We start from the raw sequence: 16,885 nt of genomic DNA, 5'->3' as shown, positions 1-16,885 counted from the left end.
CCCCAAGGGGAGGAGAATAGACGTAAAAAAATAAAATTTTGTAATAACATCCACTAATAATTCCCCCTTTGGGGGTTAGGGGGCAAAACAAAAAATATTATGCAAGAAGGAATTTCAGGTAAAATAGCCCATTTTTTCATCAATTCGAAGTTAACGATACTGTTGATGGTCGCTTTGATGATTATAGGAGTGTACAGCTCGTTTCTAATCCCAAGGGAGGAAGAACCACAAATAAATGTTCCGATGGCCGACGTAATGGTAGGTTATCCCGGTGCTAATCCCGCCGAAGTAGAAAGTCGTGTGATCAAGCCTTTGGAGAAAGTAATCTCGAATATCAAAGGGGTCGAACACGTGCACAGTATGGCCATGAACGGTCAAGCGATGTTGATTGTACAGTTTTTTGTGGGTCAGGATGTGGAGCGTTCGTATGTAAAATTATATGACGAATTGGCGAAACACGAAGATATGTTTCCGCAAGGCGTATACAAACCAATGGTAAAAACCCGCTCGATTGATGATGTGCCGATGTTAGGCATCACGCTTTGGAGCGAAAAACAAGACGGTTACCAATTGCGTCAACTTGCTGAAGAAGTGACTTCGGAAATTGAAAAAGTAAAAGATGTGGCCATTACCAAGGAAATTGGCGGAAACAATCGCGAACTGAAAGTGATTTTGGACAAAGATAAAATGGCCGAAAATGGCGTGGATGCTTTGGGCGTTATGCAAATGATTCAGGCGAATAATGGCAGTTCACAATCGGGTAGTTTTGTCAATGCGGACAAAGAATATTTGGTTACCACGGGACAATTTTTATCGAATGCCGAAGATGTGGAAAACTTGGTGGTGGGTGTGAATAAAAACCTGCCTGTCTATTTGAAACAAGTTGCCAAAGTGCAAGATGGCCCCTCAACAGCCAGAAGTTATGTGTCATTTGGATATGGCAAAGCCAACGAAAAATTCAAAACCGCAAAATCCGAATATCCTGCCGTGACGATCTCTGTTGGGAAAGTGAAAGGTGCGGATGCGATGAAAATATCGGCAAAAATCATTGACAAAGTAGAGCAACTAAAAAAGAGTTTAATTCCAAACGATGTACATGTAGAAGTAACCCGTAACTATGGGGAAACGGCTTCGGACAAAGTGGGTGAATTGTTGATGCACTTAGGAATTGCAATTATTGCCGTGACCATTTTGGTGATGCTTGCTATGGGCTGGCGCGGTGGATTGGTGGTTTTCTTCTCGGTTCCCTTGACGTTTGCGCTGACGTTGTTTGCCTATTACTTATTGGGCTACACGCTGAATAGAATCACGCTTTTTGCCTTGGTATTTGTGGTGGGAATTGTGGTCGATGACAGTATTATTATTGCCGAGAATATGCACCGCCATTTCAAAATGAAACGACTGCCATTCAAACAAGCGGCAATTTATGCGATCAATGAGGTAGGAAATCCAACGATTTTGGCAACATTTACTGTAATTGCAGCAATACTTCCTATGGCGTTTGTGTCTGGAATGATGGGGCCATATATGAGTCCGATGCCAATTGGAGCTTCGATTGCGATGTTGTTATCATTGTTTGTAGCCTTGACAGTTACGCCTTATTTGGGGTATCATTTATTGCAAGAAAAAGAAGAACAACAACACAAAGAATCTGAAGGAATTGAAACCAGCTGGGTGTATAAAATCTACAGCAAACTGGAACGTCCTTTCTTGGAAAGCAGTGCCAAAAGACGCATTCTGGTAGCCGTAACAGTGGTGTTGTTATTCGGCTCTATTTTCATGTTTTTTACCAAGTCGGTGGTCGTAAAAATGTTGCCATTCGATAATAAAAACGAGTTTCAAGTGGTGATTGATATGCCCGAAGGAACTACGCTGGAACGCACAGCTGCAGTTACCAAAGAAATTGCACAATATCTTTCGACAAAACCGGAAGTAGTAGATTATCAAAATTATATTGGTACATCGGCACCGATTACGTTCAACGGCTTGGTGCGCCATTATGATTTACGCGGTGGCAGCAATATGGCCGACATACAGGTGAATTTATTGCACAAAGAAGACCGTGATTTACAAAGTCACGCTATTGCAAGAGAAATGCGTCCTGAGATTCAAAAAATTGCCAAGAAATATGGAGCCAATGTAAAAATCATTGAAGTTCCGCCAGGACCACCTGTTTTATCGACTTTGGTGGCCGAAATTTATGGGCCTAATTATAAAGATCAAATAAAAGTAGCACATCAAGTAAAATCAATTCTTGAAAAAACTACTGATATTGTGGATGTTGACTGGATAGTTGAGGACAATCAAACGGAATACAAACTGAAAATAGACAAAGAAAAAGCGATGCTAAATGGTATTGCACCGCAACAAGTGGTCGGCAACCTCACGTATTTATTGAAAGAATATCCGGTTTCGAATTTGTATGATGAAAATTCCAATGATAATGTGGGGATTGTTCTTTCGCTTGACGACAAAGACAAAACGAGTTTACAAGACATTGAGAATCTAAAAATCAAAGGAAGTCAAGGAAATATGATTCCAGTGAGTGATTTGGTAAAAGTAGAAATGGACACTTTGCAAAAAACCATTTATCGAAAAGACCAAAAACGCGTGGTTTATGTAACCGCGGATATGGCTGGAGCATTAGAAAGTCCCGTATATGCTATTTTGGGAATGAATGAAAAACTAGCCAAAATGCAATTGCCAAAAGGGTATAAAGTCAACGAACTTTATATGGAACAACCTACAGACGAAAGTGATTTTACCGTAAAATGGGATGGCGAATGGCAAATTACCTTGGAAGTATTCCGTGATTTGGGTGTGGCATTCATGGTGGTTATCGTGATTATTTATATGCTGATTGTGGGCTGGTTCCAAAACTTCAAAACGCCTATGGTGATGATGTTGGCCATTCCGCTTTCGCTAATTGGAATTGTGTTTGGCCACTGGTTGCTGAATGCTTATTTCACCGCAACCTCTTTTATCGGAATGATTGCATTGGCTGGAGTAATGGTGAGGAACTCGGTGTTGCTTATCGATTTTATCGAAATCCGACTGAACGAAGGTGTGCCCTTGAAACAAGCTATTATTGAGGCTGGAGCGGTACGTACTACTCCTATTTTATTGACCACAGGTGCCGTAGTTATTGGAGCTTCCATTATTTTGTTTGACCCAATCTTTCAAGGTTTGGCGATTTCATTAGTATTTGGAGCCATCGTTTCGACAGTATTGACATTGCTGGTTGTGCCTTTGATTTATTACATCACTGAGAGAAAAAAATGGGAAGCCTCCCCCAACCCCTCCGAGGGAGGGGAGTCAGAAACCTCAAAACAAAATAATGTCTAACTTTTAACGACTCCAATTTCCTCCCCACTGGGGAGGTCAGGTGGGGCTTATATTTTATGAAACTACTACTTATAACCGCAGTAAAAGAATTTGAAAAAGACATCAAGCAATTACTTAAAAAATCTGGAGTACAGTCTTTTTCGTATCAAGATGTAAAAGGATTCAAGAATAGTTCGGAAGAAGCTGTTGACACCAATTGGTTTGGAAGTGAAATGAATGAAACTCAATCGGTACTTTTTCACGTTTTTATAGCTACCGAAAAATTAGACGTATTTTGTCAATTTGTAAAAGAATTCAATACAATTCAAGAGTCCAAATCTACAATTCATGTGGCAGTATTAAACATTGAAAAAACAAACTAGTCAAAATTTAAAATTAGAAAAATGAAAAATAGAATCGTACGAGGTATTGCAGGAACTTTCATCTTAGCCAGTTTGCTATTATCCATCTATGTCAATCAAAATTGGTTGTGGTTTACGGCCTTTGTGGGTGCCAATTTACTGCAATCTTCTATAACCAAATGGTGCTTGATGGATGATATTCTTGGTAAACTGGGAGTGAAAGACTAAAAAAGAAGCTACATCAATTTTATAAAAAAGCCGAAACTGTACTGTTTTGGCTTTTTTTATAATTAAAACTAACCTATCGTCCATTAGAACTGATTAATCTATTTTCACACTTAAATACCCTATTTTATTGGGTTCAAGCCATTATAACAAAAAACCGCCGATTTATTATTTTTAACAAAAAATTAACTTTAACATTTGTATATACAAATATAAAACACACTACATTTGTACCAACAAATAAAACAAGTACGAATATGAAGATTGAAGATGAATTAAAAAGTACGGTTGACTATAACAAATCAACAAGAGTAGTTTTGAATGTCATGTACACTCAAAATGTTATTACCGAAAGTTTTAATGAAATCATAAAGCCTTATGACATTTCAAGTGAACAATACAATGTTTTACGAATACTAAGAGGACAAAAAGGGGATCCTGCAAATATGTGTGTCATTCAGGAAAGAATGTTGGCTAGAACAAGTAATACTACACGACTAGTGGATAAATTATTATTAAAGGATTTGGTCACCCGCAATGTTTGTCCTGATAATAGAAGAAAAATCGAAGTGTTAATTACTCAAAAGGGACTTGATTTATTAATCGAATTAGATCCAAAAGTAAAAGAACACGAAGAATTATTTGCAAAAAATTTAGCCGTCGAAGAATTAGAACAATTAAATACTTTATTAGAAAAATACAGAACAAAATAAACAATTAATATTATGAGCAATTTTTTAGAAAATCAAAATTGGAGATATGCAACAAAGAAATTTGATGCTACAAAAAAAGTTTCAGCAGAAGACTTAAATACACTAAAAGAAGCAATTCGTTTGAGTTCATCCTCTTATGGATTGCAACCATACAAAGTAATTATTGTTGAAAACCCAGAACTAAGAGCACAAATACAACCTGCTGCTTGGGGGCAATCACAAATTGTTGATGCTTCTCACTTGATCATTTTTGCAAATGACACCAATATTGGCGATGATGCTATTAATGAATTACTAAATTCAATGAGCATCACAAGAGAAACTCCTATTGAAGCACTTGCGGGTTACGGTGATTTTATGAAATCTAAAATTTCAACTTTGGATCCAGCAGTTAAAAATGTGTGGACTTCAAAACAAACGTATTTAGCCTTAGGGAATTTATTAAACGCTGCTGCTGAATTAAAAATTGACGTGACGCCAATGGAAGGTTTTGTTCCTGAACAAGTAAACGAAATTTTAGGATTAGACAAATTAAATCTTAATGCATCACTTATTGCAACTGTAGGATATCGTCATGAAGAAGATGCTACCCAATATTACAAAAAAGTTAGAAAATCACAAGAAGACTTATTTATTACTTTATAAAAATTACTAATTCAAATTAAATCAATTCAAATAAATTAAACACTTTACAAATGAAAAACTTAAAATTAATTGCCTTAGCATTCGTAGTAGCATTATCTACAGCTGCAGCAACAGCTCAAACTAAAAAAATTGATGTTTCTAAAAGCAGCATTAACTGGCTTGCCAAAAAAGTAACAGGTGAACATTCAGGAACTGTAGCTTTAAAAAGTGGTGCATTGGTTTTCAAGAAAAATGTACTAACAGGAGGAACTTTCACTGTGGATATGACAACTTTGACAGCTACAGACTTAACTGGAGAATATTTAGGTAAATTAAATGGTCACTTGAAATCAGAAGATTTCTTTGGTACTGAAAAATTCCCAACTTCAACTTTAGTATTCAAAAAAATAGGAACAAAATCTGCTAACGTTTATACTGTAACAGCTGATTTAACTATCAAAGGAATTACTAAACCAGTTGTTTTTGATATAACTGTAAATGGAGATACTGCTTCAACAACTTTAAATGTAGATCGTACTAAATACGACATCAAATACAATTCAAAATCTTTCTTTGAAAGCATTGGAGATAAAGCAATCTATGATGAATTCGAATTAAAAGTGAACTTGAAATTTTAATTACAAATACCACTAAGAACGTAAAGCCAACAAGAAATTGTTGGCTTTTTTATTTTATATTTAAATAAATTTACTAATTTAAGAGGAACAAAAAAACTACAATTTTGTAAACAGATTCATGAGTAATAAATATAAATTTGTACAAACAATTGAAACACCTACAAATATGAAAATAGAAGAGGAGTTAAAAAGCAAGGTTGAATATAACACTTCAACAAGAGTCTTTCTTAATATAATGTACACCCAAAACGTAATTTCGGATAGTTTCAACGAAATCGTAAAACCATACGAAATTTCAGAAGAACAATATAATGTTTTGAGAATATTAAGAGGCCAAAAAGGACAACCAGCCAATATGTGTATTATTCAAGAAAGAATGTTGGCCAGAACAAGCAATACAACAAGATTGGTTGACAAACTATTATTAAAAGATTTGGTAACTCGTAATGTGTGCTCAGATAACCGCAGGAAAATTGAAGTTTTAATTACTCAAAAAGGTTTGGATTTACTATCTGAATTGGATCCAAAAATAAAACAACACCAAGAATTATTCTCAAATAATTTGAGTGATGAAGAATTAATACAACTGAATATTTTATTAGAAAAATACAGAGCAATTAAATATTAAAAAAACATCCAATTTAATCCTTAACCCAAAGGTCATATAGAGTTAATATTAAGAAAATACGCTTAAACCATTGAAAAGGTAATTTTGAATAAAAAACTAAAACACCAACAGAATTCAAAAAAACCTACAATCTTAAACGTTATGAAAAAACAACTTATCATTGTTATACTTATTTTATTATCAATTACAACATTAAATGCTCAACAAATAATAGGAATTAATAGTACCGATAATTGGTTAACCAATTGGACTAACTTCAAACCATCTAAACACGAATATAAAGAGACTAACATAAGTTTAATTGGAATAATAGATAAAGATCTAAAACTTACCAAAAACAATACTTACAAACTTATAGGCACCGTTTACATAACCAATAAAGCTATATTGACAATTGAACCTGGCACTGTAATTCGCGGAGACAAAGAATCTTGCGGAACACTTGTAATTACCAAAGGTTCAAAAATAATGGCCGAGGGTACTTCTACAGAACCAATTGTTTTTACTTCGAGTAATAGTATTTCTGCAAGAAGACCTGGGGATTGGGGAGGTATTGTAATTTTAGGAGATGCTCCAATAAATAAGTTAGGCGGATCTAGTTTCTTAGATTTTAATTTTGATTCGACATTAGGTTTTTATGGCGGCGAAGATGTTAATAGCAACTCGGGAATTCTTAAATATGTCCGAATTGAATTCTCAGGACATAAAATAAATGCATTAAAAGAATTGAATGGTTTGTCATTAGCAGGTGTTGGAAAAGGTACAAAATTCGATTTTATACAAATTAGCTTCTCAAATGACGATTCTTTTGAATGTTATGGTGGAGATGTAATTTTCAACCATTTAGTTTCTTTAAGAGCTACAGATGATGATTTTGATTACACGCAAGGTGTACAATGTACTATATCGAACAGTATAGCAATTCGCAACCCTTATTCATCTGACAAATCAGGTTCCCGTTGTTTTGAAATTGATTCATACGATAAAATTGAAAACACGGATATGACAAAAAAATTGACTAAAGTTATAGCCAATAACATGACTCTTATCAATACAGAAGACAATAATCAAGGGTTAGTGAGAGAAGCTGTTTATATAAAAGAGAGAAGCTATTTTAACTTAAACAACAGTATTGTTGATGGATTTAGTTCTGCTGTATTATTAGATAGTAAAATTGGGGCTGTTGCTGCAAATCTAGCAAAAATAAACTTACAAAACATACAGATCAACCGTTGCAAAGGTATTGTACAAAGTGAAAATGAAACTTTAAATCCTGATCTATTAAATTGGTACAATTTAGATACTTTTTCTTTAGTTTTAACGGGTTTATATGAATCAGAATTATACATTCAACCCGATATCAAAGATCTACCTGATTTTAGAATAAAAAAAGCAGAAGCTTTTGCCAGTTCAAAATAATTCTTACCAAAAGTATAAAATCGAGCCTGATAATTTTTATCAGGCTTTTTTATAAAAATGCCAGATCTAAATATATTTTTAATCTGATTTTAAATACTTTAAAGAGATTATTTTAATTTTCATAATTAATTATTAAACTGATACCTATTGTTATTTAGATATTTAAAGTACCTTTACTAATCCCATTTAAAAATTCAAAAACCGTATTAATTAATTTCAAAGTTTTCAATTTTATACTATTGAAATAAATACATCTATTAACTCTTCATCGTTTAATTAACTTAATTATAAATAATATGAAAAGATTAAAATTAGTATTCATCGCGATTGTAATTCTTTTTTCATTTCAAAAAGGAATAGCACAAACCAGTAAAATTGATATCACCAAAAGCATCATTAATTGGGTAGGAAAGAAAATCACGGGTCAACACGAAGGAACGATTAATTTCAAAGACGGTTACCTCATTTTCAAAGACAAAAAAGTAACTGGAGGAAGTTTTACAGCAGACATGAAATCCTTATCCAATACAGATCAAAAAGGAGGTTCTAAACTAAAATTAGAAGGCCACTTGAAATCCGAAGATTTTTTTGGCGTTGAAAATTTCTCCACTTCGACATTAGTCTTTAAAAGTGTTGCCAATAAAGGAAACAACACCTACCTCATCAATGCCGATTTGACTATTAAAGGAATTACAAACTCCATTCAATTTGATTTGGTTGTTACAAATAATAAAGCAACAGCTGAATTGAAAATAAACCGTACCAAATATGATATCAAATACGGTTCCGGAAGTTTCTTTGACGATTTAGGCGATAAAACCATTTATGATGATTTTGAGTTAAATGTAGTTCTGGTCTACTAATTTTACAATTTTAACAAAAACATTAAAAAATAAACTTTTTTTTTGATTTAATGTTTTTGTCAAATCAAATATCATTTATATATTTGTAAACAAGAAAATAAAACATGAAAACAATAACAAACAATACTTGGTGGTGGAACAATTTACGTCAGTCGTCGTGAACTAAGCTCCTATAGTATTATTTGAACTATAAATATAAAAGGCTTGTCATCACGACAGGCCTTTTTTTTTGTTCCCCACCCCGACCCTCCCCAAAGGGAAGGGAGACAAGACCAAAAATTTAATAACTAAAAAAAAAAGATTAATTAAAAACCTATTTACCCCAATAGGCACTCCCCTCCTTTGGAGGGGGCTGGGGAGGAAATATGAAAACATATAAACTACAGACCAACTACAAACAAATTCTAGCCGACACTATAACACCTGTTAGCGTTTATTTTAAAATTAGAGATAAATTCCCAAACAGCTTATTATTAGAAAGTAGCGATTATCACGGTAATGATAATAGCTTTTCTTATATCTGTTGTAATCCAATTGCCTCGATCAAAATAGAAAACGAAACCATCTTTAAAAAATACCCTGATGGAACTTCGGAAACTATTGCTATTGATGCAAACACCAATATTCCGGCAATCATCCAAGATTTTTCGGGACAATTCCAGTCTGATAAAACCGATTTTAAATTCATCAATAATGGTTTATTTGGATACATTTCTTATGATGCAGTACGTTATTTTGAAAAAGTAACCATAGCCAAAAAAGAAAATAGCAATTCGATTCCCGATGTGTATTATGCGGTATACCAAAACATCATCGCTATCAACCACTTTAAAAACGAAGCGTATATATTTTGTCACAGTCTGGACGGAAAAAATAATATATCCGAAATTGAACAACTGTTACAATCCAGAAACATTGCCTCGTATAAATTCTCCAAAGAAGGCGAAGGTTTTTCGAACCTAACCGACGAGGAATTCAAACAAAATGTGGCTTTGGCCAAAAAGCATTGTTTCCGCGGAGATGTGTTTCAACTGGTTTTATCCAGAAGATTTACCCAAGGTTTCAAAGGTGATGAATTCAATGTGTATAGAGCTTTAAGAAGCATCAATCCATCCCCTTACCTATTCTTTTTTGATTATGGCGATTTCAAAATATTTGGTTCATCACCCGAAGCACAAATTATCGTCAAAAATCGCAAAGCCGAAATTCATCCTATTGCTGGTACTTTCAAAAGAACTGGTGATGATGAGAAAGACGCCGTTCTGGCCAAAAATTTATCCGAAGACAAAAAAGAAAATAGCGAACATGTGATGTTAGTTGATTTGGCTCGAAATGATTTAAGCCGACACGGACATAATGTGAATGTAGAAAAATACAGAGAAGTGCAGTTTTTCTCTCATGTTATCCACTTGGTTTCCAAAGTGACCGGGCATTTGCATGAAAAGGCCACAACTATGCAAGTCGTAGCCGACACTTTCCCAGCAGGAACGTTGAGCGGAGCACCCAAACACAGAGCCATGCAATTGATAGAAGATTACGAAAAAACGAATCGTAATTTTTATGGTGGAGCCATTGGTTTTATGGATTTTGAGGGTAACTTTAATCACGCAATTATGATTCGAACTTTTCTTAGCAAAAATCACCAATTGCACTCCCAAGCCGGTGCTGGAATTGTAGCAAGTTCAGACGAAGAAAGCGAAATGCAGGAAGTTTACAATAAATTACTAGCGTTGAATAAAGCGTTGGATTTGGCAGAGAAAATTTAAAAATTAAAAAATTGAATGATTGAAAAATTACTAATCTTTAAATTTTTCAATCTTTAAATCATTAAATAAAATGAAAAAAATACTAGTCATAGACAATTACGATAGTTTCACTTATAATTTAGTGCATTATCTGGAAGATTTAGATTGTGAAGTTACCGTTTACAGAAACGATGAATTTGATATTGATGAAATAGCAATTTTCGACAAAATTCTACTTTCCCCTGGACCAGGAATACCAGACGAAGCTGGATTATTGAAAGCCGTTATCCAAAAATATGCCCCTACCAAAAGTATCTTTGGGGTATGTCTAGGACAACAAGCCATTGGAGAAGTTTTTGGAGGAACACTATCCAACTTAGACAAAGTCTATCACGGTGTGGCTTCAATGGTTAAAACATCTGTTAATGATGAACTTTTATTTGAAGGATTAGGGAACGAATTTGAAGTTGGCCGTTACCATTCTTGGGTAGTTGACACCGATTTACCGGATGTTTTGGAAGCCACTTCATTCGATGAGAATGGTCAAGTAATGTCATTAAGACACAAAACGTATGATGTACGAGGCGTTCAATTCCACCCAGAAAGTGTATTGACTCCAAACGGGAAAAAGATATTGGAAAACTGGGTAAAAAGTTAGCATTCATTGATTAGTAATCAGTCAAAAAGTATGAAAACAGTTAAAATCAATTCTTTAATTTCTTGCCTTTTTATTTTTTGGTTTCTTTCTTGTACCAAGCAGAAAGAGCAAAAAACAGAGCCACTAGTTAATGCCCAACCCGAAATTGTTTTGGATTTATTGGTTATAAAGGCAAAAAACAAACTAGGAAAAGATACTGTTGTTACTATTGTTAATGATCCCGTTTATCATAAAACAAAGAAATATCATGTTGTAAACGCATTAGAACTTTTAAAAAATGAAATTGATTTATCAAAAGTTGATGTGAAAAATACGCTAATTGTTTTTGAATGCATCGATGGTTACAAACCCGAAATGCCTTTAGAATTATTCTTAAATTCGAAACCCTATTTGGCATTCAAAGATGTTGATGCACCAAAAGGTTCCAATTGGGAAAAGATTATAAAAAACGGAAACGAAATGAATGCCGACCCGTTTTATTTGGTTTACGATTCAGTTTCATCAGATAATCAAGAATACAAATGGCCGTATAATGTTATTAAATTTCACTTTGTGTCAAAAAATAAAAATATCGAAGCGTTACAACCAAAAGAAGATGAAAAAGCAATGAAAGGCTTTCTATTATTTCAAAAACAGTGCATCACTTGTCACGCCATAAACGGAATAGGAGGAGAAATGGGACCGGAACTAAATTATCCCAAAAACGTAACCGAGTACTGGAAAGAAACCGAATTGGTCGATTACATTGTCAATCCAGCGGCTTTCAGAAACAAAGTAAAAATGCCAACATTAGGAATTACCAAACAACAATCTGAAGAAATTGTTTATTATTTGAAATACATGTCCAAGAAAAAAGTAATCAGTGTTCAGTCAAAATAATTAAATTGATTAATTAAAACCCTATTTACCCCAATAGGTACTCCCCCGCGGCGGCGGGGGCTGGGGGAGGAAAATGAAAAATATATTAAATAGATTAATCAATCACGAGATCCTCTCGAAAGAGGAAGCCAAAAATGTATTGGTTAATATTTCCAGTGGGAGTTACAATCCAAGTCAGATTTCAGCATTTTTGACTGTCTATATGATGCGAAGCATTAGCATCGAAGAATTAGCGGGATTTAGGGAAGCGCTTTTGGAATTGTGCATTCGAGTAGATTTGTCCGATTACAACACCATCGATTTGTGCGGTACTGGAGGGGATGGGAAAGACACTTTCAACATATCGACTTTAGCTTCATTTGTTGCCGCTGGAGCGGGGATAAAAGTGGCCAAACACGGAAATTACGGTGTTTCTTCCATTTCGGGTTCGAGTAATGTGATGGAGAAATTGGGCGTAAAATTCAGTAACGACAATGATTTTCTTGAAAAATGCATCGACAAAGCAGGGATTGCTATCTTGCATGCTCCTTTGTTTCACCCTGCTATGAAAAACGTAGGCCCTATTCGAAAAGAATTGGGCGTTAAAACCTTTTTCAATATGTTGGGACCAATGGTAAATCCATCGTTTCCACAAAACCAATTAGTAGGTGTATTCAATCTTGAATTGGCCAGAATGTATAGTTATTTATATCAAAACACGCCAGTCAATTTTACAATTTTACACTCATTAGATGGTTATGATGAAGTTTCTTTGACTGGTCCAACAAAAATGATAACCAGTACACAAGAAAGAATGCTAAATCCTACTGATTTTGGTGTTCAGCTTTTGGAACAAAACGAAATTGAAGGCGGTAAAACCATCGAAGAATCGGCAGAAATGTTTATGAATATTATTTCTGGAAAAGGAAATGAAGCCCAAAACAATGTAGTCTGTGCCAATGCAGGAATAGCGATTGCTACCGTTACAAAATGCTCTACTCTAGAAGGATTTCAAATAGCGAAAGAAAGTTTATTATCCGGAAAAGGTTTTCTAGCTTTGAAAAAATTGAAAGATTTAATAATTTAAAAATTAAAAGATTATGACAAAATCATTTGAAGAGTTTGAAGTTTACCAAAAGGGAATTCAATTAGCCAAATTGATTTTTAAATTATTAGAAAATAAATATTTTGAAAAAGAGTTTGGTTTTAAGGACCAAATAAAAAGAGCAGTTATTTCTATTACCAACAATATCGCAGAAGGTTCAGAATACAATAACAATAAGCAACTAATCCGATATTTGAAAATTTCAAAAGGAAGTTGTGCAGAAGTGCGAAGTATGTTAATAGTATCTCGTGAACTTGGTTTTTGTGCCCCTATGGAAATTGAAGAAAGTTATAAAACAAGTATCGAAATATCACAAAACTTATCAAACTTTATAAAATATTTAAATACTAAAATCAAAGACTAATTTTTACTTAGATTGGATTTTTTTAATCTTTAAATTTTTTAATCTTTAAATTTTTTAATCTTTAAATTTTTCAATCTTTAAATCAAAATAAATGAACATACTTGACAAAATAATAGTTGACAAAAAAAGAGAAGTTATTCTCAAAAAATCCATTATTCCAGTTTCACAATTGGAAGCTTCAGTTTTCTTTGGTAAAAAAACAATTTCTTTAAGTCAAAACTTAAGAGACAGTAACTCTGGAATCATTGCAGAACACAAACGTCGTTCCCCTTCCAAAGCTGAAATTAATTATAGTTTCACTGTGGAAGAAGTTGTAAAAGGATACGAAAGTGCCGGTGCTTGCGGGATTTCAGTCTTGACGGATGGAAAATATTTTGGAGGTTCTCTAGACGATTTACTTTTGGCAAGAGCTTCTGTAAACATTCCGCTTTTGCGAAAAGAATTTATAGTAGACGAATACCAAATCTTAGAAGCCAAAGCTCACGGAGCCGATTTGATTTTGCTTATCGCAGCCGTTTTGACTAGAGACGAAATCAAATCATTATCTGAATTTGCCAAAGGTTTAGGATTGGAAGTATTATTGGAAGTTCATAATTTAGAAGAATTAGAAAAATCGATTATGCCAACATTAGATATGATTGGTGTAAATAATAGAAACCTAAAAACATTCGAAGTAAGTTTGGATTTCAGCAAAGAATTGGCCTCAAAAATTCCGAATGATTTTGTAAAAGTTTCCGAAAGCGGGATTTCATCAGTCGAAGCGATAAATGAATTAAAGCCATACGGATACAAAGGATTCTTGATTGGAGAAAACTTTATGAAAACCGATAATGCAGGAAAAGCAGCAACGGAATTTATAAAAAAAATAGCCCCCTAACCCCCGAAGGGGGAATTAGCAACTAATAAATATTAGTCATTATGCAATCATCTTCAGAAAAACAGACCAATACAAATTTGCAACCAACATCCGCTCAAGAACTCCCCCTTCGGGGGTTGGGGGGCTGTGGTATTAAAATCTGTGGCATGAAATACCCCGACAATATACTCGAAGTAGGTTCACTCCTACCCGATTATATGGGATTTATATTTTGGCCAAAATCGGCTCGCTATTTTGACGGAGATATGCCTAATTTACCAAAATCAATTAAAAAAGTTGGGGTTTTTGTCAATGAAAATATTTCCATAATTGAAACAAAAATAGCAAAATACAATTTGCAAGCCATTCAATTACACGGTCAGGAATCGGTTGAATTCTGTTCCGAATTAAAAGCTAAATCTGGTGCTGTAATTGAAATTATCAAAGTATTTTCGGCTGATGAAAATTTTGATTTTAGCGTTTTAAAACCCTACGAATCCGTTTGTGATTATTTTCTTTTTGATACCAAAGGAAAATTACCTGGCGGGAACGGAATCACTTTCGATTGGCGAATATTAGAAAACTATCCATCCTCAAAACCGTTTTTCCTTAGTGGTGGAATCGGAATCGAAGAAATAAAAAACATAAAGGAAATTTCGAAAACCAATTTACCGCTTTATGCTATCGATATAAACAGTAAATTTGAAATTGAACCAGGACTGAAAGATATCAAAATATTGAAAGATTTAAAAATTGAAATAATCGATGCATTTAAAATTTAAATTCATCATTTAAAATAAAAAAAATGAGTTACAACGTCAACGAAAAAGGCTATTACGGCGAATTTGGAGGAGCTTACATTCCCGAAATGTTATACCCAAATGTAGAAGAACTGCGTCAAAATTATTTAAAAATAACAGCAGATCCTGAGTTTCAAGCAGAGTTTGATGCACTATTAAAAGATTACGTAGGTCGCCCTACTCCATTGTATTTTGCAGAACGTTTATCAGAACAATACAATACCAAAATCTACCTCAAAAGAGAGGATTTGTGTCATACAGGTGCACACAAAGTCAACAATACCATTGGGCAAATTTTATTAGCCAAACGATTGGGCAAAAAACGTATCATTGCCGAAACGGGTGCCGGTCAACATGGTGTGGCAACAGCAACCGTTTGTGCCTTGATGGGGTTAGAATGCATCGTCTACATGGGAGAAATTGACATCAAGCGTCAAGCACCCAATGTAGCACGTATGAAAATGCTCGGCGCCGAAGTTCGTCCAGCGCTTTCGGGTTCTAAAACCTTGAAAGACGCTACTAACGAAGCCATTCGCGATTGGATTAACAACCCAGTTGATACCTATTACATCATCGGATCAGTCGTAGGACCACATCCTTATCCCGATATGGTGGCACGTTTTCAATCGGTTATTTCAAAAGAAATCAAAGAACAATTACTGGAAAAAGAAGGTCGTGAAAACCCAGATTATGTGATTGCATGTGTGGGTGGTGGTAGCAACGCTGCAGGTGCCTATTATCATTTTCTCGACAATCCAGATGTAAATATTATAGCTGTCGAAGCAGCTGGTTTAGGAGTAGATTCAGGTGAAAGTGCCGCTACATCCGCTTTGGGAAAAATTGGAATCATTCACGGAAGTAAAACCCTTTTGATGCAAACCCCAGACGGTCAAATTACGGAACCGTATTCCATTTCGGCAGGGCTAGATTACCCAGGTGTAGGCCCAATGCACGCGCATTTGTTTGCTTCGGGTAGAGCGCAATTCATCTCTATTACCGATGAGCAGGCTATGGATTGGGGACTGCAACTTTCCAAAATGGAAGGTATTATTCCAGCCATCGAAAGTGCCCATGCCTTTGCCGTTCTCGACGAAATGAAGTTCAAAAAAGATGATATCGTAGTCATTAATCTTTCGGGAAGAGGAGACAAAGACTTAAACACTTATATTGATTATTTCAAATTGTAATATAATAATTGGGGTGTTTCCCTCCCGAAAAGGTCGGGTCGGGCTGTACGCTATATTCCCGATTAACAAAAACTACGGCAAAAAAGCCTTGTTTTTCTAAATCGGGAGATGCCGCTTCCATCCCTAACACGCATTCGACAAACATATAAAATTTAGGTACAATTAACATTTCCAAAAAATAGAATCTATGCAAAAATTATTCACTTACGGAACTTTACAAGATACAGATGTTCAAGAAAATCTTTTTGGACGTATTCTTCAAGGGACTCCAGAGACATTAATTGGTTATGAACTAAGTGAAATTCAAATTGAAGAAGAATTTGGATTAGTGCACTACCCTATCATTATGGAAACCAAAGACTCAAACGATACCATTAGTGGAATTTTATACGAAGTTACAATGAATGATCTTCATCAAGCCGATCTTTACGAAGGAAAACATTATAAACGCATTGAAGTACAATTGCAATCCAATCAAAAAGCGTGGGCTTATACTTTGGCCATATAAATTAGCAC

Annotated in this window: 18 protein-coding genes; all 18 read left to right on the top strand. The window is 34.6% G+C overall.

Features of this window, described 5'->3' with window-relative positions; translation table 11 throughout:
* Nucleotides 1–99: 99 nt before the first annotated feature.
* A complete protein-coding gene (locus tag OYT91_RS02355; RefSeq protein WP_281239344.1) occupies nucleotides 100–3,345 on the top strand; it encodes an efflux RND transporter permease subunit in 3,246 nt (1,081 codons plus the stop codon).
* 56 nt (nucleotides 3,346–3,401) lie between these two features.
* Nucleotides 3,402–3,707: a hypothetical protein gene (locus tag OYT91_RS02350; RefSeq protein ID WP_269223233.1), complete on the top strand. Its 306-nt coding sequence runs from the start codon at nucleotides 3,402–3,404 to the stop codon at nucleotides 3,705–3,707.
* A gap of 21 nt (nucleotides 3,708–3,728) precedes the next feature.
* Nucleotides 3,729–3,914: a YgaP family membrane protein gene (locus tag OYT91_RS02345; RefSeq protein WP_281239343.1), complete on the top strand. Its 186-nt coding sequence runs from the start codon at nucleotides 3,729–3,731 to the stop codon at nucleotides 3,912–3,914.
* A gap of 254 nt (nucleotides 3,915–4,168) precedes the next feature.
* Nucleotides 4,169–4,624 carry a MarR family winged helix-turn-helix transcriptional regulator gene (locus tag OYT91_RS02340; RefSeq protein WP_269223235.1) on the top strand — a complete coding sequence of 152 codons (456 nt, stop codon included), beginning with the start codon at nucleotides 4,169–4,171 and terminating at the stop codon, nucleotides 4,622–4,624.
* 12 nt (nucleotides 4,625–4,636) lie between these two features.
* Nucleotides 4,637–5,269, top strand: a complete 633-nt coding sequence (locus tag OYT91_RS02335) for an NAD(P)H-dependent oxidoreductase (protein WP_269223236.1) — start codon at nucleotides 4,637–4,639, stop codon at nucleotides 5,267–5,269.
* A gap of 50 nt (nucleotides 5,270–5,319) precedes the next feature.
* Nucleotides 5,320–5,886: a YceI family protein gene (locus tag OYT91_RS02330; RefSeq protein ID WP_281239342.1), complete on the top strand. Its 567-nt coding sequence runs from the start codon at nucleotides 5,320–5,322 to the stop codon at nucleotides 5,884–5,886.
* A 166-nt stretch (nucleotides 5,887–6,052) separates the two neighbouring features.
* Nucleotides 6,053–6,514, top strand: coding sequence for a MarR family winged helix-turn-helix transcriptional regulator (locus OYT91_RS02325; RefSeq protein ID WP_281240357.1), 462 nt, complete (start codon nucleotides 6,053–6,055; stop codon nucleotides 6,512–6,514).
* A 141-nt stretch (nucleotides 6,515–6,655) separates the two neighbouring features.
* The gene (locus OYT91_RS02320; RefSeq protein WP_281239341.1) at nucleotides 6,656–7,933 is read left to right on the top strand and encodes a beta-helix domain-containing protein; all 1,278 of its coding nucleotides are present in this window, start codon (nucleotides 6,656–6,658) and stop codon (nucleotides 7,931–7,933) included.
* Nucleotides 7,934–8,229: 296 nt separating this feature from the next.
* Complete coding sequence (locus OYT91_RS02315; RefSeq protein WP_269223239.1) at nucleotides 8,230–8,796, top strand: YceI family protein; 567 nt, start codon at nucleotides 8,230–8,232, stop codon at nucleotides 8,794–8,796.
* A 365-nt stretch (nucleotides 8,797–9,161) separates the two neighbouring features.
* Nucleotides 9,162–10,562 (top strand): anthranilate synthase component I family protein, encoded by a 1,401-nt coding sequence (locus tag OYT91_RS02310; RefSeq protein WP_281239340.1) that lies wholly within the window; start codon nucleotides 9,162–9,164, stop codon nucleotides 10,560–10,562.
* A 70-nt stretch (nucleotides 10,563–10,632) separates the two neighbouring features.
* Nucleotides 10,633–11,199 carry an anthranilate synthase component II gene (locus tag OYT91_RS02305; protein ID WP_281239339.1) on the top strand — a complete coding sequence of 189 codons (567 nt, stop codon included), beginning with the start codon at nucleotides 10,633–10,635 and terminating at the stop codon, nucleotides 11,197–11,199.
* A 30-nt stretch (nucleotides 11,200–11,229) separates the two neighbouring features.
* Entirely contained in the window at nucleotides 11,230–12,078 is an 849-nt protein-coding gene (locus OYT91_RS02300) for a c-type cytochrome (protein ID WP_281239338.1), read from the top strand.
* A 73-nt stretch (nucleotides 12,079–12,151) separates the two neighbouring features.
* Nucleotides 12,152–13,144, top strand: a complete 993-nt coding sequence (trpD, locus tag OYT91_RS02295) for an anthranilate phosphoribosyltransferase (protein WP_281239337.1) — start codon at nucleotides 12,152–12,154, stop codon at nucleotides 13,142–13,144.
* Nucleotides 13,145–13,157: 13 nt separating this feature from the next.
* Nucleotides 13,158–13,526: a four helix bundle protein gene (locus OYT91_RS02290; protein WP_281239336.1), complete on the top strand. Its 369-nt coding sequence runs from the start codon at nucleotides 13,158–13,160 to the stop codon at nucleotides 13,524–13,526.
* 91 nt (nucleotides 13,527–13,617) lie between these two features.
* The gene (gene trpC / locus OYT91_RS02285) at nucleotides 13,618–14,403 is read left to right on the top strand and encodes an indole-3-glycerol phosphate synthase TrpC (RefSeq protein WP_281239335.1); all 786 of its coding nucleotides are present in this window, start codon (nucleotides 13,618–13,620) and stop codon (nucleotides 14,401–14,403) included.
* A gap of 146 nt (nucleotides 14,404–14,549) precedes the next feature.
* Nucleotides 14,550–15,164 (top strand): phosphoribosylanthranilate isomerase, encoded by a 615-nt coding sequence (locus OYT91_RS02280; RefSeq protein ID WP_281239334.1) that lies wholly within the window; start codon nucleotides 14,550–14,552, stop codon nucleotides 15,162–15,164.
* 23 nt (nucleotides 15,165–15,187) lie between these two features.
* Nucleotides 15,188–16,369, top strand: a complete 1,182-nt coding sequence (gene trpB, locus OYT91_RS02275) for a tryptophan synthase subunit beta (RefSeq protein WP_281239333.1) — start codon at nucleotides 15,188–15,190, stop codon at nucleotides 16,367–16,369.
* A gap of 187 nt (nucleotides 16,370–16,556) precedes the next feature.
* Nucleotides 16,557–16,877 (top strand): gamma-glutamylcyclotransferase family protein, encoded by a 321-nt coding sequence (locus OYT91_RS02270; RefSeq protein WP_281239332.1) that lies wholly within the window; start codon nucleotides 16,557–16,559, stop codon nucleotides 16,875–16,877.
* The last annotated feature ends 8 nt before the right edge of the window (nucleotides 16,878–16,885 follow it).

Origin of the sequence: Flavobacterium praedii, from assembly GCF_026810365.1 — a bacterium.
GTDB lineage: Bacteria > Bacteroidota > Bacteroidia > Flavobacteriales > Flavobacteriaceae > Flavobacterium > Flavobacterium praedii.
Note: the sequence above shows the minus strand (reverse complement) of the source record. Positions and strands in the feature narration are given on the sequence as shown.